The organism is Citrobacter sp. Cpo015, assembly GCF_030333035.1.
In the GTDB taxonomy this organism is placed as follows: Bacteria; Pseudomonadota; Gammaproteobacteria; order Enterobacterales; family Enterobacteriaceae; genus Citrobacter; species Citrobacter portucalensis.
Window position 1 is genome coordinate 1191276 of sequence record NZ_JAOWGS010000019.1, and the last position, 23851, is coordinate 1215126.

The 23851-nt window shown below is 49.3% G+C and carries 25 protein-coding genes; 15 read left to right on the forward strand and 10 right to left on the reverse strand.

Annotated features, from left to right (window positions below; translation table 11 throughout):
• Positions 1–11 precede the first annotated feature (11 nt).
• The 4 genes from OGY67_RS05775 (at position 12) to OGY67_RS05785 (ending at position 3124) form a co-directional block, all read left to right on the forward strand.
• Positions 12–1499 carry a carboxypeptidase M32 gene (locus tag OGY67_RS05775; protein ID WP_286573760.1) on the forward strand — a complete coding sequence of 496 codons (1488 nt, stop codon included), beginning with the start codon at positions 12–14 and terminating at the stop codon, positions 1497–1499.
• Positions 1500–1636: 137 nt separating this feature from the next.
• The gene (asr, locus tag OGY67_RS05780) at positions 1637–2032 is read left to right on the forward strand and encodes an acid resistance repetitive basic protein Asr (protein ID WP_048214236.1); all 396 of its coding nucleotides are present in this window, start codon (positions 1637–1639) and stop codon (positions 2030–2032) included.
• An 86-nt stretch (positions 2033–2118) separates the two neighbouring features.
• A complete protein-coding gene (gene ydgU, locus OGY67_RS23775; protein WP_049259791.1) occupies positions 2119–2202 on the forward strand; it encodes a small membrane protein YdgU in 84 nt (27 codons plus the stop codon).
• Between the two features lie 100 nt (positions 2203–2302).
• Positions 2303–3124, forward strand: a complete 822-nt coding sequence (locus OGY67_RS05785; protein ID WP_008784714.1) for a trypsin-like serine peptidase — start codon at positions 2303–2305, stop codon at positions 3122–3124.
• Positions 3125–3158: 34 nt separating this feature from the next.
• Here the strand turns inward: OGY67_RS05785 and mdtI are convergent, their stop codons facing one another.
• The 3 genes from mdtI to OGY67_RS23780 form a co-directional block, all read right to left on the reverse strand.
• Positions 3159–3488, reverse strand: coding sequence for a multidrug/spermidine efflux SMR transporter subunit MdtI (gene mdtI, locus OGY67_RS05790; protein ID WP_008784713.1), 330 nt, complete (start codon positions 3486–3488; stop codon positions 3159–3161).
• Positions 3475–3840, reverse strand: a complete 366-nt coding sequence (mdtJ, locus tag OGY67_RS05795; RefSeq protein WP_162623449.1) for a multidrug/spermidine efflux SMR transporter subunit MdtJ — start codon at positions 3838–3840, stop codon at positions 3475–3477. Before mdtJ ends, mdtI begins: the two co-directional genes overlap by 14 nt.
• Positions 3841–3947: 107 nt before the next feature.
• Positions 3948–4118: a protein YdgV gene (locus OGY67_RS23780; protein ID WP_087050578.1), complete on the reverse strand. Its 171-nt coding sequence runs from the start codon at positions 4116–4118 to the stop codon at positions 3948–3950.
• Positions 4119–4256: 138 nt separating this feature from the next.
• Between OGY67_RS23780 and OGY67_RS05800 the strand changes: the two genes are divergently transcribed.
• Entirely contained in the window at positions 4257–5291 is a 1035-nt protein-coding gene (locus tag OGY67_RS05800) for an AI-2E family transporter (RefSeq protein ID WP_003832866.1), read from the forward strand.
• 31 nt (positions 5292–5322) lie between these two features.
• On the opposite strand, the gene OGY67_RS05805 is transcribed toward OGY67_RS05800, so the two are convergent.
• Positions 5323–6519 carry a multidrug effflux MFS transporter gene (locus tag OGY67_RS05805; protein ID WP_286573761.1) on the reverse strand — a complete coding sequence of 399 codons (1197 nt, stop codon included), beginning with the start codon at positions 6517–6519 and terminating at the stop codon, positions 5323–5325.
• A 262-nt stretch (positions 6520–6781) separates the two neighbouring features.
• Here OGY67_RS05805 and OGY67_RS05810 point away from each other — a divergent pair, with 262 nt between their 5' ends.
• Positions 6782–7633, forward strand: coding sequence for an aldo/keto reductase (locus tag OGY67_RS05810; RefSeq protein WP_286573762.1), 852 nt, complete (start codon positions 6782–6784; stop codon positions 7631–7633).
• 41 nt (positions 7634–7674) lie between these two features.
• On the opposite strand, the gene pntB is transcribed toward OGY67_RS05810, so the two are convergent.
• Both pntB and pntA read right to left on the reverse strand, forming a co-directional pair.
• Positions 7675–9063: a Re/Si-specific NAD(P)(+) transhydrogenase subunit beta gene (gene pntB, locus OGY67_RS05815; RefSeq protein WP_003832859.1), complete on the reverse strand. Its 1389-nt coding sequence runs from the start codon at positions 9061–9063 to the stop codon at positions 7675–7677.
• 10 nt (positions 9064–9073) lie between these two features.
• Entirely contained in the window at positions 9074–10603 is a 1530-nt protein-coding gene (pntA, locus tag OGY67_RS05820) for a Re/Si-specific NAD(P)(+) transhydrogenase subunit alpha (RefSeq protein ID WP_020996412.1), read from the reverse strand.
• Between the two features lie 525 nt (positions 10604–11128).
• On the opposite strand from pntA, the gene ydgH reads away from it, so the two are divergent.
• From ydgH to folM, 6 genes are all read left to right on the forward strand, one after another.
• Positions 11129–12073: a DUF1471 family protein YdgH gene (gene ydgH / locus OGY67_RS05825; RefSeq protein WP_003832856.1), complete on the forward strand. Its 945-nt coding sequence runs from the start codon at positions 11129–11131 to the stop codon at positions 12071–12073.
• A 245-nt stretch (positions 12074–12318) separates the two neighbouring features.
• The gene (locus OGY67_RS05830; protein WP_048214240.1) at positions 12319–13701 is read left to right on the forward strand and encodes an amino acid permease; all 1383 of its coding nucleotides are present in this window, start codon (positions 12319–12321) and stop codon (positions 13699–13701) included.
• A gap of 653 nt (positions 13702–14354) precedes the next feature.
• Positions 14355–15500, forward strand: a complete 1146-nt coding sequence (locus OGY67_RS05835; RefSeq protein WP_286573763.1) for a hypothetical protein — start codon at positions 14355–14357, stop codon at positions 15498–15500.
• Between the two features lie 45 nt (positions 15501–15545).
• On the forward strand, positions 15546–16073 hold the full coding sequence (locus OGY67_RS05840) for a hypothetical protein (protein ID WP_286573764.1): 528 nt from the start codon (positions 15546–15548) through the stop codon (positions 16071–16073).
• Positions 16074–16126: 53 nt separating this feature from the next.
• A complete protein-coding gene (locus OGY67_RS05845; protein WP_286573765.1) occupies positions 16127–16606 on the forward strand; it encodes a hypothetical protein in 480 nt (159 codons plus the stop codon).
• Positions 16607–16861: 255 nt separating this feature from the next.
• Entirely contained in the window at positions 16862–17584 is a 723-nt protein-coding gene (gene folM, locus OGY67_RS05850; protein WP_286573766.1) for a dihydromonapterin reductase, read from the forward strand.
• Here the strand turns inward: folM and OGY67_RS05855 are convergent.
• Positions 17581–17916 (reverse strand): GlpM family protein, encoded by a 336-nt coding sequence (locus OGY67_RS05855; RefSeq protein WP_008784705.1) that lies wholly within the window; start codon positions 17914–17916, stop codon positions 17581–17583. The two genes, folM and OGY67_RS05855, sit on opposite strands and share 4 nt — an antisense overlap.
• Positions 17917–18033: 117 nt before the next feature.
• Between OGY67_RS05855 and rstA the strand changes: the two genes are divergently transcribed.
• Positions 18034–18777, forward strand: coding sequence for a two-component system response regulator RstA (gene rstA / locus OGY67_RS05860; RefSeq protein WP_103285166.1), 744 nt, complete (start codon positions 18034–18036; stop codon positions 18775–18777).
• A 246-nt stretch (positions 18778–19023) separates the two neighbouring features.
• Positions 19024–20364 (forward strand): L-cystine transporter, encoded by a 1341-nt coding sequence (locus tag OGY67_RS05865; RefSeq protein WP_048214246.1) that lies wholly within the window; start codon positions 19024–19026, stop codon positions 20362–20364.
• Positions 20365–20416: 52 nt separating this feature from the next.
• Here the strand turns inward: OGY67_RS05865 and OGY67_RS05870 are convergent, their stop codons facing one another.
• Both OGY67_RS05870 and OGY67_RS05875 read right to left on the reverse strand, forming a co-directional pair.
• Positions 20417–21445 carry a HoxN/HupN/NixA family nickel/cobalt transporter gene (locus OGY67_RS05870; RefSeq protein ID WP_032943366.1) on the reverse strand — a complete coding sequence of 343 codons (1029 nt, stop codon included), beginning with the start codon at positions 21443–21445 and terminating at the stop codon, positions 20417–20419.
• A gap of 120 nt (positions 21446–21565) precedes the next feature.
• Positions 21566–22408, reverse strand: coding sequence for an aminoglycoside phosphotransferase family protein (locus OGY67_RS05875; RefSeq protein WP_286573767.1), 843 nt, complete (start codon positions 22406–22408; stop codon positions 21566–21568).
• 189 nt (positions 22409–22597) lie between these two features.
• Between OGY67_RS05875 and OGY67_RS05880 the strand changes: the two genes are divergently transcribed.
• Positions 22598–23389, forward strand: a complete 792-nt coding sequence (locus tag OGY67_RS05880) for an MBL fold metallo-hydrolase (protein ID WP_250670954.1) — start codon at positions 22598–22600, stop codon at positions 23387–23389.
• A 25-nt stretch (positions 23390–23414) separates the two neighbouring features.
• Here the strand turns inward: OGY67_RS05880 and OGY67_RS05885 are convergent, their stop codons facing one another.
• Positions 23415–23759, reverse strand: coding sequence for a DUF1294 domain-containing protein (locus OGY67_RS05885; RefSeq protein ID WP_032944411.1), 345 nt, complete (start codon positions 23757–23759; stop codon positions 23415–23417).
• Between the last annotated feature and the right edge of the window lie 92 nt (positions 23760–23851).

The following is a 23851-nucleotide window of genomic DNA, read 5'->3' on the forward strand; positions in this document are numbered from 1 at the left end:
GAGAACAAAAAATGAGTAACAATGATAATTACCATCAGCTCACCCGCACGTTCCAGCGGCTCTCTCGCTTCTCCCACCTCTCGGCAATCGCCAGTTGGGACATGTTTACCATGATGCCGCCAGGAGGCAGTAAAGCCCGAGGCGAAGCGTTGGCCGAGCTGAGCGTGCTTGAACACCAACTGTTAACTGACCCGAAAGTGGCAACGTGGATTGCCGCAGCGCAACAGGAAGATCTCAACGATGTAGAACAGGCGAATCTGCGCGAAATGTCGCGATTGCATCACCAGGCATCCTTGTTGCCCGAATCGTTGGTAGAAGCAAAATCACTTGCGGGAAGCCGCTGTGAGCATGCCTGGCGTAGCCAGCGACCAGCTAATGACTGGGAAGGATTTTCCGAAAACCTGAAAGAGGTTGTGAAGTATAGCCGCGAAGAAGCCCGACTGCGCGCAGAAGCAAAAGGTTGTTCTCCATATGATGCACTCCTGGACATCTTTGAACCAGGAATGACCAGCGCTCAGTTGGATGTCCTTTTCGCGGACGTTAAAAGCTGGCTGCCCGATCTGCTAAACAAGGTGGTGGCAAAGCAGTCTCAACAGTCGCTCATCGCCCCGGTAGGTCCCTTCCCAACAGTTGTACAGCGAGAGCTGGGTCTTGAAACAATGGCACAGCTAGGTTTCGACTTTACCGCTGGTCGGCTGGATATCAGTGCACATCCTTTCTGTGGCGGCGTACCAGAAGATGTCCGCATTACCACCCGCTATGATGAAAACGAATTACTCAGCGCGCTGTTTGGCGTGATCCATGAAACCGGTCATGCGCGCTATGAGCAAAACCTGCCACGCAGCTGGTCTGGGCAACCTATTGCTCTGGCACGCTCAACCGCCATTCATGAGTCCCAGAGTCTGTTCTTTGAGATGCAACTGGGACGCAGTAAAGCCTTTCTGATGCGGTTGATTCCGGCTGTAACGCGCCACTTTGGCGATCAGGCAGCGTTTGAAGAAAGCAATTTCATCGCCTGGAACCAGCAGGTCAAGCCCGGGTTTATCCGTGTTGATGCCGACGAGGTAAGCTATCCCGCTCACGTGATCCTGCGTTATGAAATCGAACGTGCGCTTATTAATGGCGATATTGAAGTGGATGATATCCCGGCATTGTGGAACGAGAAAATGCAGGCCTGGCTGGGGCTGTCAACGATCGGAAACTATCGTAACGGTTGTATGCAGGATATTCACTGGACTGACGGCGGCTTTGGCTACTTCCCTTCCTATACCTTAGGCGCCATGTATGCAGCGCAGTTGTTCAGTGCCGCTAACCGCGCATTGCCTGATTTGAATCAGTCTATTGCCCAAGGTGAGTTTGGTGCCCTGTTTGACTGGTTACGTCAGAACATCTGGCAGCATGGCAGCCGCTTTACTACTGAACAGCTTATTACCCAGGCGACCGGAGAGCCGCTCAGCAGCCGTTATTTCCGTTCTCATCTGGAAGCCCGCTATTTGTAATCTCATACCGTGAGTCATTGTACATATCGTTACACGCCGAAACCAATGACTCACGGAAGCCCTGTGTTTACAGCGATATAGTTATTTCAACGGCCCCGCAGTGGGGTTGAATGAAAAACCAAATCGAGGGTATGAGAATGAAAAAAGTATTAGCTCTGGTTGTTGCCGCTGCTATGGGTCTGTCTTCTGCGGCTTTTGCTGCTGAGACAACTGCTACTACCGCTCCGACTGCTGCAGCAACCACCAAAGCAGCGCCGGCAAAAACCACGCATCATAAAAAACAGCACAAAGCAGCGCCGCAGAAAGCGCAGGCTGCCAAGAAACACGCTAAAAAATCCACCACTAAACCGGCTGTAGAACAAAAAGCGCCAGAGCAGAAAGCTCAGGCTGCTAAAAAACACACCAAAAAAGCAGCAACCAAGCCAGCAGCAGAACAAAAAGCACCAGAGCAGAAAGCTCAGGCAGCTAAAAAACACACCAAAAAAGCCGTAAAACACGACACCGCTAAACCAGCAGCTCAACCTGCAGCATAACGTATTTGTAGTCACTATGGCGTCCCCCACGCCATAGCATACGGCGCTAGATCAACCTGATGTAGCGCCGCCTTTCGGAGGGTAAAATGGTGTCACATTACCGCTTTGAGTTCATTCTTATTACTCTGATAATTTGCGCCCTTATTGCCATGCATTTTTATCTTTCCTGAGTGTAGTTATCTGATTTTACTCCCACTTTCTCGCCGTCCCGTCTATAGTATTAACTGAGGGTTTGCTGTTTATAATCATAATTCCCCACCAGAGTGTGATATGCATAAAACCATTGCTGTATTACTGGGCTCAATTTGTTTTTTTCCTGTTGTTGCGCATGCGGATCAGCCAGCAACGACCACCGCTGAAGCAGAAAGCATAAAAACGCTGTTTTTTGGTCATGACGATCGCACGAAAGTAACGGATCCAACGCAATCACCGTGGGACGCTATCGGACAACTGGAAACCGCCAGTGGTAATCTGTGTACCGCCACGCTCATTTCACCGCATCTGGCCCTGACTGCCGGACACTGCTTGCTCGCTCCACCAAAAGGCAAACCGGATAAAGCCGTCGCGTTACGCTTTGTGTCGAAAAAGGGTGTCTGGCGCTATGAAATCCATGGAATCGAAGGACGGGTTGATCCCTCACTCGGTAAGCGTTTGAAAGCAGATGGCGATGGCTGGATTGTGCCGCCATCCGCAGCCCCGTGGGATTTTGGTCTGGTGGTGCTGCGTTACCCGCCTTCCGGAATCACGCCCCTACCATTATTTGAAGGTGATAAAGCGGCGTTAACCGCGGCGTTGAAAACCGCCGATCGCAAAGTCACACAGTCGGGCTATCCGGAAGATCATCTGGACGATTTGTACACCCATCAGGATTGCGTGGTGACCGGCTGGGCGCAGAATACCGTCTTGTCGCACCAGTGCGACACGCTCCCGGGCGACAGCGGTTCACCGTTGATGCTGAAGACAGATTCAGGCTGGCAGTTGATTGGCGTACAAAGCTCCGCTCCGGCGGCGAAAGATCGCTGGCGAGCCGATAATCGCGCCATATCCGTGACCGGTTTTCGCGATAAGCTGGAAGAGTTGGCGCAGGAGTAACATATGCTGCCCGCATTAACGGGCAGCACGGATATCAGGCAAGTTTAATCATCACCATTCCGGCCAGCAGCAGCGCCACGCCGATCCAGCCTTTATTATTCAGGCGCTGACCAAACAACACCCAACCAGCCGCTAACGTCGCGGCAATCCCAAACCCGCCCCACAAAGCGTAGGCAACAGAAAGGTCAATACCTTTTACCGCCTGCGACAGCGCGCTAAAGGCCGCTAACACGGCAGCCAGCGACAGCACGCCATAAACCTTGCGGCGAAATCCATCAGAAAATTTCAAAAAGACGTTAGCGACTATTTCCAGCACGATGGCCATGCCAAGCCAGGCACCATGAACCCACTCAAACTGCTGCATGGGTCACCTCTTTACTCGTTTTGGCAGGTTTTCGAGTACCAGACTTAATCAGCACAATGCCTAATACCAGCGAGACCAGTCCAGCCACTTTCATCGTGGACAAGGTTTCGTCAAATAACAACACACTAAACAGCGTAATAAATAAAATACCGATACCTTCCCACAAGGCATAGGCCACACCAAGGGCAATTTTTTTAACAGCGAAACTAAGAAAAATATATGATAAGGCGATCATTACCAGCATTAAAATAAAGCCTGAATTACCATGGCCAACGCTTGCCCATTTCATTGACAGCGTACCAGTAATTTCAGCCGCGATGGCCAGACCTAATAATATCCAGTAAAACATGATGCTTCTCCTGCTTGAGAATATAGTCCTTTAGGCCTACTGCATGCAGTAAACCAAAAAATAAAATTAGTTAGCTCAGCGCACAGCGCCAGCTCAGGCAGAAGAAGGGACTAAAGCGCGTTGCGCCAGTGTTGCTCACCCGCAAGCAAGAAAGTGGAGGAGGTACGAAGAAGTGTAGGTAAACGCAAAAACATCCTGAACATATTGTCCATAATATTACAATTATCCGCAGTGTTGCTTCTCATCATCGCGGATGATAATTGTCCTCGGTAGTTAAACACAGATGATTTGTATCATAGCTTCAAGACGAACTCAAAGTCTTTTCACTTCTTTACCTGCCCCGTTTGATTTTTGTTATAACGGCTCGACGCAAATCACATTATTATGCAGATTCAAAAATGAAAAATGCGGGAATACACATGGCGAAACCGATCATCACGCTTAACGGTCTAAAAATAGTCATTATGCTGGGCATGCTGGTTATCATCCTGAGCGGTATTCGCTTTGCCGCAGATATCATCGTCCCCTTTATTCTGGCGTTATTTATAGCCGTTGTGCTCAATCCCGTGGTGCAGCGGATGGTCAAGCTTCGCATACCGCGCGTAATTGCGGTGTCATTGCTTATCGTTATTATTGTAATGTTAATGGTGCTGCTGTTGGCGTATTTAGGTACATCCTTAAATGAACTTGCGCGAACGCTACCGCAATATCGCTCTTCACTGGTTATCCCACTGAAAAATCTTGAACCATGGTTACAACGCGCAGGGATCGGCGTTTCCGTGGACGAGCTCGTCAAATATATCGATCCGAACGCGGCAATGACGCTGGTGACCAATTTACTGGCGCAGCTTTCAAATGCTATGTCATCGATATTTTTACTGCTACTGACGGTAGTTTTTATGCTGCTGGAAGTACCGCAACTGCCCAACAAACTCAAACAAATGATGAGTCGCCCCATTGAAGGTATGGCGGCGATTCAACGCGCCATCGACAGCGTCTCCCACTATCTGGTGCTTAAAACGGCAATCAGCATTGTGACCGGGTTGGTCGCCTGGGGCATGCTTGCTGCATTGGATGTGCGCTTTGCCTTTGTCTGGGGATTACTGGCCTTCGCCCTGAACTACATCCCTAATATCGGTTCTGTATTGGCGGCCATTCCCCCTATTGCTCAGGTGCTGGCATTCAGCGGTCTTTACGATGCGCTGGTGGTTCTGGCAGGCTATCTGGTCATCAACCTGGTATTCGGGAATATCCTCGAGCCGCGGATCATGGGCCGCGGGCTGGGGCTGTCTACGCTGGTGGTATTTCTGTCGTTAATCTTCTGGGGCTGGTTGCTCGGTCCCGTGGGAATGCTGCTTTCTGTGCCGCTGACCATCATCGTGAAAATCGCGCTTGAGCAAACCAACGGCGGTCAAAGCATTGCCGTGCTGCTTAGCGATCTGAACAAAGAATGAGTTTTCGCCCCGCCATTACGGGGCATTTCCTTTATCGTTTCACGCGGAAAGCCAAAACGGCGCTTAACAGCGTAAATAGCGCTATTATCCACGCCATGGTCCAGGGCGTGCCATCACTGAAGGCGGCCAGCAGCAACGATGAGATAATACCGCTGCCATATTGCAACGCGCCAATCAGCGCCGAAGCTGAACCCGCAATGTTCGGTACCGCGTCCAACGCCGCGGCAGTCGACGTCGCGGCAATAATGCCATTCATCGAGAACAGCAGAAAAATGGAAACGATAATGGCAACAATTCCTCCTGACTCCAGCTTAACCAGCAGTGCAAGCGCCACTGCGGCCAGCGCCGCCAGCATCGTCGCATATTTCAGCAGTTGTTCCAGAGCATGTCGTTGAACCAGACGACGGTTAACCACGCTCATCGCCATAACACCGATAATGTTTAGCGCAAACAACCAGCCGTAATGCTGTGGATCAACATGGTAATAGCTAATATAAACAAACGGTGACCCGGTAATAAACGCGTACGCACCGACGTAATAAAACGTCAGGCTCAGGGTATAGCGCATAAAACGCCCATTCGTTAACAACGAGCGGTAATTACGAAATGCGCCAGCCAAAGAGGCTTTCACCCGTTTATCTTCCGGCAATGTTTCGGGCAGCCAGTTTAGGGAGATAAACATCAGCGCACCAATCACTACCAGTAGCCAAAAAATAGAGTGCCAAGTGCTCAGGCGAATAATTTGCCCGCCAATCAACGGTCCGGCGATTGGCGCAATCGCCATCACCAACACCAGGGTCGAGAGCACTTGCGCCGCACGAGTACGTGCAAAGAGATCGCGGATCATCGCTCGCGCCAGCATAGGTCCGGTACAGGCTCCAAGCGCCTGAAATACCCGCCAGAAAACAATTTGCGTGATACTTGTAGACAGCGCACACCCTGCGGAACCAATGATAAACAGCACCATGCCGATAAACAGCGGCTTGCGCCGCCCCATATGATCGCTAATCGGCCCCCAAATCAACTGTGCAATAGTAAAACCAATTAAGAAACCAGTAATCGTCAGCTCAACATTGCCATGTAAATCCTCGGCCATCGTCGGCATTGCTGGAAGATAAATATCGGTAGAAAGCGATGTAAAGGCCATCAGGCCACTGAGGATTAGAATAAAAGTAAGACCGGTCTGGCTTGCGGTAGTTACCGGTGAGGCATGTTCACGTGTACGCATAGTGCCCTGTCATGTTCTAAAAAGTCAGGTCGCAGTATATAGACAACGTATTGCCGTGATTAGACGGTTAAAACCGCATGAGTTTATGAACTGAGATCATGAATGGTGAAATTATATGCGTCATATTTTGTGACTGACTTCCAACAATTACCTTTCAGAAATGAATTCTACTCATAGGTCCATGCGAATTTCACAGACTAATCGTATCAACACAGATTTGCTAATCTGCAGCCAATGCAACGATGATGCTCAGGAGAACCCAATGAATACAACAGTTCTGAATAACGGTGTTGAGATGCCCCTGCTCGGATTTGGCGTTTATCAAATGACTGATGCCAGCGAATGTGAGCAAGCCGTACGGGATGCCATTGATACAGGATATCGCCTGATTGATACCGCTGCCTCCTACCAGAATGAAACTCAGGTCGGCAATGCTCTTAAGCAAAGCGGAGTCCCCCGCGAGGCACTTTTTGTGACTACCAAACTGTGGTTACAGGATACCAACTATGCAGGCGCAAAGGCGCAATTCGCACGTTCTCTGCAACGGCTTCAACTGGATTATATTGACCTTTATTTGATTCATCAGCCCTATGGCGATGTGCACGGTGCCTGGCGCGCGTTGGAAGAATTATATGAAGAAGGGAAAATCCGCGCGATTGGCGTGAGTAACTTTCATCCGGATCGTCTGGCGGATTTAATCGCTTTCAATCGCATTATTCCAGCCGTTAACCAGATTGAGGTGAATCCTTTTCATCAGCAACCGCATGCCGTAGCCTGGATGCAGAGCCGGAATATTCAACCGCAAGCCTGGGCGCCGTTCGCTGAAGGACGCAATGACCTGTTTCAGAACCCGGTCTTATCGGCTATTGGTGAAAAATATGGCAAAAGCGTTGGTCAAGTCGTGCTGCGTTGGATTTATCAACGTGGGATTATTTCGCTGGCGAAAACCGTGCGTAAAACGCGGATGGCCGAGAATATTCAGGTGCTGGACTTTGCCCTAACGGCGGAAGAGATGACGCAAATTGCCGCGATGGACAGCGGGACTAGTGCGTTCTTCTCGCATCGCGATCCGGCTCGTGTGGAATGGATCACCCAACGTAAACTGGATGTTTAAAAAAACGGCCTCCGCAGAGGCCGTCTTACTTTTACTGGCAATTACAACGCTTTCAGGATCGCATCCACGCTGGCTTTGGCATCGCCAAACAGCATATGGGTGTTATCTTTAAAGAACAGCGGGTTCTGCACACCTGCATAGCCGGTGTTCATTGAACGTTTGAACACAATTACGTTCTGCGCTTTCCACACTTCCAGCACCGGCATGCCGGCGATCGGACTGCGCGGGTCATCCTGCGCTGCTGGGTTTACCGTGTCGTTGGCACCAATGACCAGCACGGTATCGGTATCGGCGAAATCATCGTTGATCTCATCCATTTCCAGCACGATGTCATAAGGGACTTTGGCTTCCGCCAGCAGCACGTTCATATGACCTGGCAAGCGCCCTGCTACCGGGTGAATACCAAAACGCACTTTGATGCCGCGCGCGCGCAGTTTCTCAGTGATTTCCGCGACCGGATACTGTGCCTGAGCCACTGCCATGCCGTAGCCCGGGGTGATGATCACGGAGTGCGAGTTCTTCAGCATTTCTGCTGTGTCTTCCGCAGTAATCTCACGATGTTCACCCACTTCTTCATCAGACCCGGTAGAAGAACCGTCAGAACCAAAGCCGCCCGCAATAACGCTGAAAAATGAACGGTTCATCGCCTTACACATAATGTAAGACAGGATCGCACCAGAAGAACCGACCAGCGCACCGGTAACGATCAGCAGATCGTTGCTGAGCATAAAGCCCGCCGCTGCCGCCGCCCAACCTGAATAGGAGTTGAGCATTGAAACGACTACCGGCATGTCTGCCCCACCGATGGACGCCACCAGATGCCAGCCAAAGGCCAGCGCGATGATGGTCATCACCAGCAGCGCCAGAACCTGCAGGCCCACGCTTTCGGTACGAACAAACACCACCAGCAGCAGGAAAGATACAACCAGCGCCGCCAGGTTCATTTTGTGACGATTCGGCAGCATCAGCGGTTTAGAGGAGATCTTGCCGCGCAGTTTGCCAAAAGCCACCACAGAACCGGTAAAGGTCACCGCACCGATGAAGATACCCAGGAACACTTCCGTCAGGTGAATGTTCACCAGAATCGGCTCCAGGCCCGTATCGTGATACAGGTAGCTGTTGAAACCCACCAGTACCGCAGCCAGACCGACGAAGCTGTGCAGAATCGCCACCAACTCCGGCATCTCGGTCATTTCGACTTTCTTCGCCAGACGAATACCAATCGCGCCGCCGATGATCATCGCTACCAGGATCCACGCAACGTTGCCGGTATCCGGACCAAAAATCGTAGCAATCAGCGCAATCGCCATCCCGGCTATGCCGTAGTTGTTACCCTGCTGAGAGGTTTCGTGTTTCGAAAGCCCCGCCAGACTAAAAATAAACAGGATCGCGGCAACAATGTATGCAGCTGTAACTAATCCTCCAGACATATGTTACCCCTTAGTTTTTCCGGAACATTTTCAGCATGCGCTGAGTCACGGTGAAGCCACCGAAAATATTAATGCTGGCAATAAGCACCGCGATAAAGCTCAGGAAACTCACCCAGCCACCCTGGCCAATTTGCAATAACGCCCCAACCACGATAATCCCCGAGATGGCGTTAGTCACAGACATCAGCGGAGTATGCAACGCATGTGACACATTCCAGACCACGTAGTAACCCACCACGCAGGAAAGCGCGAACACCGTAAAGTGACCAAGGAACTCTTTCGGCGCGACGTCGGCGAGCCAGCCAAACAAAATCACTACCAGCGCCATCAGCGCATATTTGCGCCACGGAGAGACAGGTTTTTTCTCTTCTTTCGGCGCAGGTGCGGCTTTTGGCGCTGCCTGCGGCTGAGCAGAAACCTGGATTGGCGGCGCAGGCCAGGTGATTTCACCATCACGAACCACCGTGACACCACGCACAACCACGTCGTCAAAATCGACAGTGATATTGCCGTCTTTCTCTTTGCACAACAGTTTGAGTAGGTTGACGAGGTTCGTGCCGTACAGCTGGGAAGATTGCGTTGGCAAACGGCCTGGCAGATCGGTATAGCCGATAACCTTCACCCCGTTCTCGGTGGTGGTCACCTGATTAGGCACGGTATATTCGCAGTTACCGCCGTTTTGCGCGGCAAGATCGACAATTACGCTGCCCGCTTTCATCGAATCGACCATTTCACGGGTGATCAGTTTCGGGGCCGGTTTGCCCGGAATCAGCGCTGTGGTAACGATAATGTCGACGTCTTTCGCCTGCGCAGCGAAGAGTTCCATTTCAGCTTTGATGAACGCTTCGGACATCACTTTGGCATAGCCATCGCCGCTGCCCGCTTCTTCTTTAAAGTCCAGTTCAAGGAACTCTGCGCCCATACTCTGCACTTGTTCCTTCACTTCCGGACGGGTATCAAAAGCACGCACAATAGCACCCAGGCTGTTTGCCGCACCGATCGCCGCAAGACCTGCCACACCCGCACCAATCACCATGACCTTGGCAGGTGGAACCTTGCCTGCGGCGGTGATCTGGCCGGTGAAGAAGCGACCGAATTCATGTGCAGCTTCAACAATAGCGCGATACCCGGCGATGTTCGCCATCGAGCTTAAGGCATCCAGCGACTGTGCGCGCGAAATACGCGGCACGGAGTCCATCGCCATGACCGTCACGTTGCGCTCTGCAAGTTTTTGCAGCAGCTCAGGGTTTTGCGCGGGCCAAAGAAAACTCACCAGCGTCGTGCCCGGATTGAGTAACGGAATTTCCGCCTCCTCCGGCGCATTGACCTTCAGGATGATCTCTGACTGCCAGACTGCATTTCCATCAACAATTTCTGCGCCTGCTTGTACAAACGCCTTATCGTCAAAACTCGCCAGTTGACCTGCACCGCTTTCAACCGCGACGCTGAAACCCAGTTTAAGCAGCTGCTCAACCGTCTTCGGCGTGGCTGCAACGCGGGTTTCATTGGTTAACCGTTCTCTTGGTATGCCAATTCGCATAATGTTCCCTTCCATCTGTAATTATGATGATGGTTTATCAATGTTCGCACGAGGCATGCGCGCACTCTCGAGAGAGGTCAGTGTTACCTCAATAAAATAAAACAGTAACAAACTCTGTATAACCTACTGAAAATGACGCCTGTGATCTAGCGCCAAAAAACAGTATTTATTATGAAATTCGCGAAATAGAGATGAATCGAACCTCAGACAGATAAAATGCCCTAAAAATAGCCCCCAAAGGCTGATAATTCGCTCAAGCGAAGCGGCAAAACATGATTACCTACCTGCCAAAAACAATTGATTAACATTAAATTAACTTATGAAATTCAACTGCTTTATCAGTTTTGGTCACCAAACGCCGAAATTTTCGGCATATCACAAAATGTTATCGCTGTTGTTACCTAACGTGACACGATGAGTGAAAAATGACGCAGACACTGACACAATTTAAATGCAATAATCAGCGACGTTTCTAGTCAATAACAATACCAGTACCTGGTTTGCGCAAGGCGAAGGATTATTTTTATGAAGCTTAAGAACACTCTCCTGGCGTCCGCACTAATTTCTGCGACTGCTTTTTCTGTAAATGCAGCAACAGAATTGACGCCGGAGCAAGCGGCTGCCCTGAAACCCTATGACCGCATTGTGGTCACCGGTCGTTTTAATGCTATCGGTGATGCGGTTGCTGCCGTTTCACGCCGTGCAGATAAAGACGGTGCAGCCTCCTTTTATGTTGTTGATACCTCAGATTTTGGCAGCGGCGGTAACTGGCGCGTTGTTGCCGACGTCTATAAAGCCGACGCTGAAAAAGCGGAAGCGTCAAAAAACCGTGTCATTAACGGCGTTATGGAATTGCCAAAAGATCAGGCCGTTCTGATAGAACCTTACGACACCGTTACAGTGCAAGGTTTCTACCGTAGCCAGCCTGAAGTAAACGATGCCATCACCAAAGCAGCGAAAGAGAAAGGTGCTTACTCCTTCTATATCGTGCGTCAGGTCGATGCCAACCAGGGCGGCAACCAGCGTATTACTGCATTCATCTATAAAGCTGATGCGAAAAAACGCATTGTACAAAGCCCTGATGCGATCCCAGCAGATTCAGATGCTGGTCGTGCCGCATTAGCAGCAGGTGGCGAAGCCGCGAAGAAAGTTGAGATCCCGGGCGTAGCAACTACCGCTTCTCCGAGTGCTGAAGTTGGCCGCTTCTTCGAAACGCAATCCACTAAAGGCGGACGTTACACTGTCACGCTGCCGGATGGAACCAAAGTTGAAGAGCTGAACAAAGCGACCGCCGCCATGATGGTACCGTTCGACAGCATCAAGTTCACCGGTAACTACGGCAACATGACGGAAGTCTCTTATCAGGTAGCAAAACGCGCAGCGAAGAAAGGCGCGAAGTACTATCACATTACCCGCCAGTGGTCAGAACGTGGTAACAACGTGACGATCAGCGCCGATCTGTATAAGTAATACCCAATGCCTTATCAGGTCTACAGTCCTTGTAGACCTGATAATTTCGCGCAGTTCTGTTTCCAGATAAAACAAAAACAGCAGTATTAAGACAACTTTTCACACTATTAGTCACAAATCTCTCTATCCCCATTGCATGCGTTCTCTTCTCTCCGTAAAATCCCGCGCCTTAGTGGCTTTCACCATTTTTATGCGGTTTGCCAAAATAATTATTCTCTCACTCTCGTTTTTGTAACTGGATACAAATGGAAAAGAAATTGGGTCTGAGCGCACTGACCGCGCTGGTTTTAAGCTCAATGCTCGGCGCTGGCGTTTTCAGCCTGCCACAAAATATGGCGGCAGTAGCCAGCCCGGCTGCATTACTAATTGGTTGGGCGATTACCGGTGCGGGTATTCTTTTGCTCGCCTTTGCCATGCTGATCCTGACGCGTATCCGTCCTGAACTGGACGGCGGTATCTTCACCTATGCACGTGAAGGTTTCGGCGAGTTGATTGGCTTCTGCTCTGCGTGGGGATACTGGCTGTGCGCTGTTATCGCTAACGTTTCGTATCTGGTCATCGTCTTCTCTGCGCTCAGTTTCTTTACCGACACACCGGAATTACGTCTGTTCGGCGACGGTAATACCTGGCAGTCGATTGTCGGCGCATCGGTACTGTTATGGATAGTCCATTTTCTGGTGTTGCGGGGAGTACAAACCGCGGCCAGCATTAACCTGGTCGCTACTCTGGCAAAACTATTGCCGCTAGGCCTCTTTATCGTGCTGGCGTTCATGCTGTTTAAGCTCGACACCTTTACTCTCGATTTTACCGGCGTCGCGTTGGGCGTGCCTGTCTGGGAGCAGGTCAAAAACACCATGCTCATCACCCTGTGGGTTTTCATTGGTGTGGAAGGCGCGGTGGTGGTATCTGCCCGCGCCAGAAATAAACGCGATGTTGGTCGCGCCACGCTGTTAGCTGTACTCGCCGCACTGGGCGTTTACCTGTTAGTCACCCTGCTATCCCTCGGCGTTGTCGCGCGACCAGAACTGGCAGAGATCCGCAATCCATCAATGGCCGGTCTGATGGTTAAAATGATGGGGCCATGGGGCGAAATTATTATTGCCGCGGGTCTGATTGTTTCCGTGTGCGGTGCCTATTTAAGCTGGACGATTATGGCGGCGGAAGTGCCGTTCCTCGCCTCCACGCACAAAGCGTTTCCGCGTATTTTTGCACGACAGAATGCACAGGGTGCGCCATCGGCATCGCTGTGGCTAACCAACATCTGTGTACAAATCTGCCTTGTGCTAATCTGGCTCACAGGCTCCGACTACAATACGTTACTGACTATCGCTTCAGAGATGATTCTGGTGCCCTATTTGCTGGTCGGCGCATTTCTGTTAAAAATTGCCACCCGTCCGATTCATAAGGCTGTCGGTATCGGCGCGAGTATTTATGGCATCTGGTTATTGTATGCGTCAGGTCCGATGCATCTGTTGCTGTCTGTGGTGTTATATGCGCCAGGGCTGTTGGTTTTCCTTTATGCCCGTAAAACGCACACGCATGAAAACGTATTAAAACGCCAGGAGATGGCGCTGATCGGCCTGCTGCTTGTTGCTGCTGTGCCAGCTACCTGGATGCTGATAGGCTAACGTTATACCCATCGCTGGCTTCGGAAAATATCAGACTATGAATATCCTGATAAAGGATTATCGGGATATCATGGTTAACGCTGATTAATCGAAAATAATCGCTCTTGCTCTCCCTTCATGCTTGCCCCCCACACTATTTGTTGCTGCGTGTGAAGCGCTTATCACGGCTCTCCAGATGATGACTCATCACAAGGTGTGATCCCCCTATTGAGTTCGAGTTATTCTTTCTACACTTCACAATCGCAAACTGCTTTACGGCGCAACAGTCAGTCACGATCACCTGCTTTATCTTCTTATGAATCACAACATAACATACAGAAACACATCATAACCTTCTCAATTCTTTGTTCACTTTTCATATTGATAAAAGATAAAAAAGAAACACTTAACGAACACATACACATCATAATATATGGATAAATAAAAGAACAATTAATCATCACACAATTAACTATTTGTGCTTTATCTTGTGTTGAGTTTATCATGCAGTTGTGTTGGTATTTGTGTTTGATGATAATGCAACCCGTGCGCTGGTCCCACCAGCTACACTCCCCTCGTCAATTATGTCGGAAATAAAAAAGGTTTATTAATAGCTGCTACTGCATCGATTAATTATGTAATCGGCAGTATTTAGTCATTGAGGGACAAACAAAATGAGAAATAAAGAATTAATGATGACACCCCCTATTAATCCTAAATGGAGTATTAAAATGTTTAAGAAATCAGTGGTTGCAGTATTAATAGTTCTTCCAATGTCTGCTTTTGCTCATGGTCACGGTGGCCACGGCGGTATGGGCGGTCACAATTTTGGTGGCCATGGCCATGGTGGTAACATTGGTCATGCTTTTAGTGGTCATTCGTTTGGTGGTCACTTTGCGGAGCGCATGAATGCAGGTGGTGGCTTCACAGGATTCTCTAAAGGCTCCATCAATATGAGCGATCACCCCATTGCAGATAACACGACACGTTCCATCAGTGTGAAAGATGGTGTCGTTACTAAAAACATTGCCTACAACGGCGTTAATGAACAATATTCTGCGACAACCACAATCAGTCAAGAAACAGGTGTGGTTCGTACCTCAACAGTTACTCGTGATGGTGTGACCAAAACAGCATCAACTGTTGTGTCGCCTGAAATGCGTTCCCACACCGTTGACGTGACGAACGGTGATGTAACGCATTTCTCCGACCATAGCTATGTTGAAGGCGTTGGCGGCCTGTCGATTCACGGCACTAAAGAAGGTGATGAAGCTATTGGTACAGTCACTGCATACAACGATGTATCCAACGCAGTGAAAACTACCCACGCGCTCAAAAACGCTGACCTGACTCGTGTAGCAACAACAGTGATTGCACCAACCATGCGTACTCATAATGTTATGGTGAAAGAAGGTGATCTCACAATCACTCACCTTCGTGGTTATGTTGGAAATGAGACTGTTGGGTATGGTTTCTCTAAGGGCGTAGCTAAAGAAGATGGTTATGCAATCGAAACTTCAGTCAATTCACTTGGCATAGCAACTGTTGGGGCATATGGCCCTAGTCACTATGCAGAGAAGGCAGAAAATCTGAAAACGGGTGAAGTGAAAACAATCACCGATATCACTCCGCCACAACCACAACCAACTCCAGTTGTCGTACACGTTGTACCCGTAACTCCTCTGACTCCTGCGACGCCTGTGAATCCTCCTGTCGTGGTTCACGTTGTTCCAGCATCAACGATTACCCCAGCCACACCAGCGACTACCGTGTATAACGATAAACTCGGTGATAGTGTCATCTTGTATTGGAATATCTAAACTAAATGAGGCTGGAGCAATCCAGCCTTTTTAGAGGAAATAATTATGTCAGTTTTAACAGCAGCAGATTTTCTAAAACTTATTGATCTTGAACCATTCAAGAAGCTAAACAATGAAGCAGGTGTCTCTGTTCAGCGTAGTATTGAATTAGAAAAGCTACGCCTTGCTGTAAAAGAAGGTCATGTAAATCTCCGCTTTTTCCTCAAATGGTTAAATGCATCTGCGGGTTGCCGTTTACAGGAACGATGGTTAAACAAGTTTTTCGCCGATGATCTCGGAGAAATTCCCGCACGATTTCAGCAGTCCCCCAGTAAGAGCACAAAAGAAAAGCTAAAGGAAGAAGTTGCCCGTCTCACAGCGGAACTGAGAGCGTCACAACAACAAAATCAGGTTATTGCTTCTATCGCTTCTGAGGACAATCAGAAAGCCATTTTTGCGGGTATCGTCGAACGTATCGAAGAAGAATCACAAGCTGAACTAAAAGCTTTTACAGAGAAGGCAGCAACACGGGCAAAACAGAAAGCAATAGAGATGATGATAGCTATCTTTCCTAATTGGAAGCCATCAGATTGAACACAAGAGGCTGTGTGTATTATCATGCTCCCTTAATCATTTAAGGGTAGACAATGAAGAACGTAAATCTGATCTTACTCGGAGACAGCACACAGCCACAAGAACGCCGAATGAAAGAAGCGTTAAAGATAAGCAAGGACGTAAAACCTGCCGCTGTGTTAGATGCTGTGAAAGAGGCGTATGAAGGCACAGGCAAGAAACCTAAGCTGAACTATGCACAACTATCACGATGGAGAAAAGGTTTAACCTTCTATCGTTCACCACCGCCAGAAGACGCTATAGATCAGTATTCAGATTTATTTTCCCCACTCTACCAACTCTTAGAGAATCCGGTGATTGTTGCTTCTATCGACATATCAGAATTTGAACAGAGATTGAAGATTCAGATTAAAGAACGAGAACAAAGATTGATTGAAGCAAGAAGGCTTGAAGCCGCTCGTATTATGCAAGAAGCAGAAGAAAGAGATCACAGAAAGTTCACAGAAGAATTCAATAAAATAATGGATAAACTGAGAGAGCTTAGGAAAACATAGCTACAATGGGGAGCCTGTTTTCTGGTTCCCTTTTTTAATGACTAATCATTCTATTACGTTAATCCCCCTCTCTCTATTACTCCTTCGACTATAGCCCGACTAAAATGTGCTCGCCGCTAAATCAGGATGCTGTAACAAACCCCAACAACTTTATTCCTGTGTGCTACTGTGTACACATGAGTTTGTACTGATCACTACACCACTTACACCCTTTCTCTTGTAAGATGCTGTTTTTAACGGAGCCTGAGTATAACAATGGGTAAAAAACCTCCTTTGCCAATTCTTATCACCGGAGGTGCTCGTCGTATCGGCCTCGCCGTCGCATGGCACTTTCTGAACCAAAAACAGCCAGTTATCGTCAGCTACCGAACTCACTATCCTGCCATTGACGGCCTGCGAGAAGCGGGCGCGATTTGTATCCCGGCTGACTTTTCCACGGATGAAGGCGTACTGGCCTTTGCTGATGAGGTCAAAGCGCAGACGGATGGCTTGCGCGCCATTGTGCATAATGCCAGCGCCTGGGTCGCCGAAAAACCCGGCACACCGCTTAGCGAAGTACTGTCACGTATGATGCAGATCCACGTCAATACGCCATATCTGCTCAACCACGCGCTGGAAGGATTGCTACGCGGTCATGGGCACGCAGCCAGCGACATCATCCATTTTACGGATTATGTTGTGGAGCGTGGCAGCGACAAACACATTGCTTATGCTGCCAGCAAAGCGGCGCTGGATAATATGACCCGTTCGTTCGCGCGCAAACTGGCACCGGAAGTGAAAGTGAACGCGATTGCCCCCTCACTTATCCTGTTTAACGAGGGTGACGATGCAGAGTATCGCCAGCAGGCACTAAACAAATCACTGATGAAAACCGCGCCTGGTGAAAAAGAGGTCATTGATTTAATTGACTACCTACTAACCAGTTGTTTTGTCACCGGACGTAGTTTTGCCCTTGATGGCGGGCGTCATCTACGTTAGTGCAGTTTGATCCAACAAAAGATCAGCAACCACGCGCTCAGGCTCCAACACACTACTGCACCGCCGAGCGCGATGGGTAAGCGCATAAACCCGGTGAAATACCACAGTGAAACAAGGTAGACAAAATAGGGAATAATCGACCACATACTGAATACAATGGTTGTACGTAACGCCTCGATCCCACGCTCACTGGCCACGATGTAGTGGGCAATCAACGCAAACGTCGGGAACAGTGGAATTAATCCAGCAATATAGTAATTCTTTGTTTTCGCCAGCAAACCAATCAACACCACCACCAGCGCACCGAGCGCCGCTTTTATAACGAGTCCCATCACTCTGCCTTAACACATCAATAACATCAGCCTCTAGCATAACGGAAGCGTTCTTGTTTAGAAAAGATTAATGGAAGGAAAAACCGGGGCGGTGTATGTTGGCGTTTTATATTCAAAATGAATGATATGAACACCATCGTATTTGTTGAAGATGATCCCGAAGTTGGCTCACTGATTGCAGCCTATCTGGCCCGGCATGATATTGAGGTTATCCTTGAACCTCGTGGTGATTTGGCCGAGGAGAAAATCCTGCACGTTCAACCCGATCTGGTGTTATTAGATATCATGCTGCCGGGCAAAGACGGGATGACTATCTGCCGCGATTTACGCGGACGCTGGCAAGGCCCGATTGTTCTGCTCACCTCGCTGGACAGCGACATGAACCATATCCTGGCGCTGGAAATGGGCGCCTGTGACTATATCCTGAAGACAACGCCGCCAGCTGTGCTGCTGGCTCGCCTGCGCCTGCACCTGCGCCAGAATGAACACTCAGCACAGTCTAAAGGCATTCAAGCGGCAACCATCACACCGCACACAACGCTGCGCTTTGGCACACTCACAATCGATCCCACCAACCGCTCCGTGCTGCTCGGCGGCGAGCAAATCTCTCTTTCTACCGCTGATTTTGAATTACTGTGGGAGTTGGCAACCCATGCCGGGCAGATTATGGACCGTGATGCGTTGCTAAAAAACCTGCGCGGCGTAAGTTATGACGGCATGGATCGCAGCGTCGATGTCGCGATTTCCCGCTTACGCAAAAAACTGCTCGATAACGCGACTGAACCCTATCGAATCAAAACGGTACGCAACAAAGGTTATCTGTTCGCACCGCACGCCTGGGACGACGCGCCGCAGAAGTAATCCAACCGGGCCGATCTCATTGGTCGGCGGGATTGTTCACAATACGTTACACCGTCACGTAAAATCGTCTACAGAACAGGCATATAAACGCCATCCGACGCCGTTCCACACTTTTTGTGTGGCTGTTACCCTCCCCCCTCCCTATAATCCGTCGCGGTCCTGAACCCTTATGGTTCATAGGTTTTTTTCGCACTAACAAATCTCTTTCCGGCATTTCAGGTGCTGAATGAGGCAAGAGGCTACAATATGTTCGTAACGCTCGCGTATATCGCGTTCTTTTTGGTTTGTTCATGGGCAATTTTTAGAATCAACCAAAAAAGTCACTCTCTTTCAAAAAGCGTCTTCATCGCTATTTTTATGGGTGCCGTTATCGGCTTATCCCTGCATCTCATTGCTGCTGACGAAAGTAAAACAGTTATCGACTGGTATAATGTTATCGGCAACGGTTATGTTAATTTACTGAAGCTGGTTGCGGTTCCGCTGATTTTCATCTCTATTCTCTCAGCCATTAATAAGCTCGAAAACAGCGCTGGCATTGGGAAAATGTCGTTAACCATTGTCGGATGCATGCTCTGTCTGGTAATGATTGCCGGTTTTATTGGGCTGTTGACTGCACATGTATTAGGTCTGGACGCCAGCGCGTTTGTTCATATGCAGTCCACACTGACGGCAGACGATGTGAGTAAAACTGCCGCCATTTCACTGCCTAAACTGGTTACATCTCTGATCCCAACGAATATCTTCCTTGATCTAACAGGAGCCAGAAGCGTTTCCGTCATTGGCATTGTTATCTTCACCCTGCTTGCCGGCGTGGCATTATTAAAGGTCAAACAAGACGCCCCGCAAGAAGGTAAAAAATTAAGTGCTGGCATTAACGCTATCCAGATTTGGGTGATGAAAATGGTGCGTATCGTTATTGCCCTCACCCCTTATGGTGTGATGGCATTAATGGCAGGCGTATTTTCCGCGTATCGATTTGAACAATTTGCCAGTCTGTTAGGCTTTATTGCTGCCTGTTACCTTGCGATTCTGATGATGTTTATCGTCCACGCACTGATACTGGTTCTGAGCGGTAATAATCCCGTTCACTATTTTAAAACTGTCTGGCCAGTTTTAACCTTTGCATTTGTTTCACGCAGCAGTGCAGCATCTATTCCACTGGCTATTTCCGCACAAGAAAAATTTGGCGTGCAAAACACCATAGCTAATATTGCAGCTTCATTCGGCTCCAGCATGGGTCAAAACGGCTGTGCCGGGATCTATCCGGCTATTATGGTGGCGATGATTGCTCCAACAATTGGGATTGATCCGCTATCAGTACATTTTTTGCTCGCCATGCTGCCTGCGATTGCGCTGGGTTCTATTGGGGTGGCGGGTGTCGGCGGTGGCGGAACATTTGCTGCGCTGATCGTCCTTTCAACGCTGAACTTCCCGGTCGCGCTGGTGGGGATTTTCATTGCTATCGAGCCTGTCGTCGATATGGCCAGAACGGCATTAAACGTGAACGGTTCGATGATGTCTGGCGTGCTGGCTAACAGGCTCCTGAAAAAGAGTGCTGAAAAACCACAACCAGTGAACGCGAATTAGTCAGTCCTAAAAAGATCAAAGCCTTCCTGTTCCTGGAAGGCTTTCTTTTGTGTCAACTAAACGTCAGTCCGTCGTATTTTTTCCAACGGTAGTTTACGGCGGAGATAATCCAGCAGCCGATAAAGACGCCAATAATCGCAAAACCGACATTCCCCATATGGTCACTCAAATTGCTGACGGTATCCCACAAACCACCCTGAAGCGAAAACGCGTCAGAGAGAAGTCCCAGCGCCTCCAGCCCGCCAATAAATAGCGCAACAATCACGGAAGTCCCGGTAATGGTCATATTGTAATAGAGCTTACGTTGCGGCTTATTGAACGCCCATCCGTAGGCCTCAACCATCAGAATACTGTCGAGACAATCAATTAACGCCATACCGCAGGTAAACAGCGCCGGGAACACGAGAATTGACCAAATCGACATGCCGCTGGACGCGCTTGAAGCAGAAATTCCCAGCAGAGAAATTTCAGTGGCGGTATCAAAACCCAGACCAAACAGAAAGCCGACAAAATACATATGCCAGTCTTTACCTACCAGCCGAAACGCTGAGCGGAAAAGCCAGTTCAGAGGGCCTGAAACTGTAATGTCTTCCGTAGTGCCATCGTAAGTACCGGTGCGTTTAAGATGGCGGAATGCCTTCCAGACCTGGCAGAAAATAATGAGATTGATGGTAGCCAGAATCAGCAAAAATACGGCAGAAACCGTAGTTCCTATCAGACCACCGACATTCTGAAACCATGCCATATGTTGCTTAAACACGCTGGTAGTTAACGCAATGCCAATGCTGGCCAGCACCACAATGGTAGAGTGTCCCAGAGAAAACCAGGCCCCCGTTGTCAGGGCACGTTTTTTCTGCTGCATGAGTTTACGCGTCGCGCTGTCTATCGCGGCGATATGATCGGCATCAACGGCATGGCGCAAACCATAGCACCACGCAATCAGACTCAGTGCCAGTAAGGAAGTATTGTTGCTAAACGCGGTGAAAGCCCACAGCCACGCTACGATGTTTGCCCCGATGAGTAAGACCATCAACAAAAGAATATTCGGGCGTTTTTTTAATAACGAAAACAATGCGTTCATTGTTTCCGGCCTGTCAAATTTTCGCTCAACAACTCACCACACCGCCGTTCATTAATTGATTAATACAACGTTTACCAGGCTAATGATAACTCTTAAGAATTACTAACCCAGTGTCGTAGATCAAAGTTGATTACCACCTGAAGCAAGTTCTGCCATCGCTAGCTCCGCAATACGCAGAGGTACCGTTGCGCTGTCACCCTCTTGCAGAAACCAGACGGACGACAACCCACACCAGGCAACAATCCACATCAGTAAACGCTGCCGTTCAATTCTGGCGATTTCAGACACAATGTTGACTCGTTGCGTGAATATTTCCGGCTCAATGGCGACAGGTCTGGTAGGTTCGGCAAGATCGGGGTTAGTAAAGATATTGGCATAATCAAAGCCACGCTCGCCCACCAGCCCTTTGGGATCGATAGCCAGCCATCCTCTCGTTCCGAAATCAAGAATATTGCCGTGGTGTAGATCGCCATGTAATACGACTGCATCATGGGGTGAAGATAGCAGTACGTTTGCCACCGCAGCACAACGCGTTAGGATACCGCCATGCTTTTTCGCGGCTGGAGCCAGATCGCGAAACCAATGGTGCAGAGGTGTTAACGCAGGCGTAGAAGCATTTCGGGAGAGATGGAGTCTACTGGCAGCATGGCAAATAATGCGACAGGCCTGCGCATCGTTGCCAGTCCAGGACATGTCCGCTAAAGACCATGTCTCTGTCGCACGTTCCAGCAGAATCGCCCCTGCTGCATGAGCAAGTACTTTCGCTGCGCCATTTCCGTTCCACCAGACCATGAGTTCACAGCCGATCCGTTCACTGTCATCATCGGTGATCTTTAGTATGGCTTTCTGCCCGTCCTTGACCACCACCACAGGCAAAAGCTGCGATGTGTGCGTTTCAAACGGTTCACCATCTGGAGTGAGCCCCCAACGGTTAAGCCAGGTGTTGAACAGACGATTTTCCAAACAATATCCTCATTTTTCTCTGGAAGATGGTAATCAAAAAGATCCGTGTCGGCATTATTCCTGTTTTCTTTTGGTTGAGCCACAACCCCCACTTCCATCATCACTGACTTATCGGGTAGAGCACTAACAGGCACATCCTTGTGTATCTGTGTGCCATGCTGACTGTGTTCGGTATATGAGGAGGACACGATGATCACGTTATGCAAAACCTGTGGAACATCCTATGAGGTAACTGGCGCCCATCCGGAACATTGCGATATCTGCCTGGATGAACGTCAATATGTCCCCACAAGCGGGCAGAAATGGATCGATTTTGACACCCTGTGTGCATCGCATACAAATAAGTGGAAGCAACACGACAGTACCCTCCTCAGCATCCGCACCGTTCCTGATTTTGCAATTGATCAGCGCGCGTTTCTTGTGCGTACCCCAGAAGGAAATATTCTGTGGGACTGCATTGCCACGCTCGACGATGCCACAAAAACGCTAATAACGTCCCTTGGCGGCCTTAAGGCTATCGCGATTTCGCATCCTCATTACTACACCACCATGCAGGACTGGGCTGCGGAATTTAACGCGCCGATTTACCTTCATACAAGCGACAGAAGGTGGGTAATGCGTGACAGCCCGTGGATTAGATTCTGGGATGGCGACACCATTGAGTTAACCCGTGACGTCACGATGATACGTCTCGGCGGGCACTTTGCTGGCGGCTGCGTCCTGCACTGGGCGCGTGACGAAGGCGTGGTGCTTTCTGGCGACATCGTTCAAGTTACACCAGGTGCCCATGCAGTCTCATTTATGTGGAGCTACCCCAATATGCTACCGTTGCCAGCCGCCACCGTCAGCGACATCATCCAACGCCTGAGAACAGTGAAATTTAAGCAACTTTACGGCGCATTTGAAGGTAAAGATATTACGCAAAATGCCGATGAAATTGTGCGCCGTTCAGGTGAAAAATATATTTCCTGCCTCAAATAAACCGCAGTTTATTCACCAACCATGCTCAGGAAGGTAAAAATGGATAGAACTTATAAATCACGCCCATCACAGAAACACTCACTATCACACTGATAATGAAGTAGGTTTTGAAAGGCTGCTTTTGTGTTTTATGGCGAAAGATTTGTTGACCCGCTATCGCGCCGCCCCATCCGCCCACAACGCCAAACACCAGCAATGTGGATTCCGGCACTCTGCGCCAGTCCTTGCGTGCCGCCATTTTGTCCACGCCGTATAACAGCAGCGTCAGAACGTTGGCGAGTAGAAACCATATAACAAGAGGATAAGCGGTGAAAATGCAGCCGACCGCTGCGAAAATGAGTAGCGAATAACAACAGCGATTGAGATTCATATTTTCAGTCACAGCACTTTTCAGGAAGTATCGGCACACATTATACGCAAGGTCAGTCATCCCTGCCACGGGTGAGAATATCCCTTTTATTA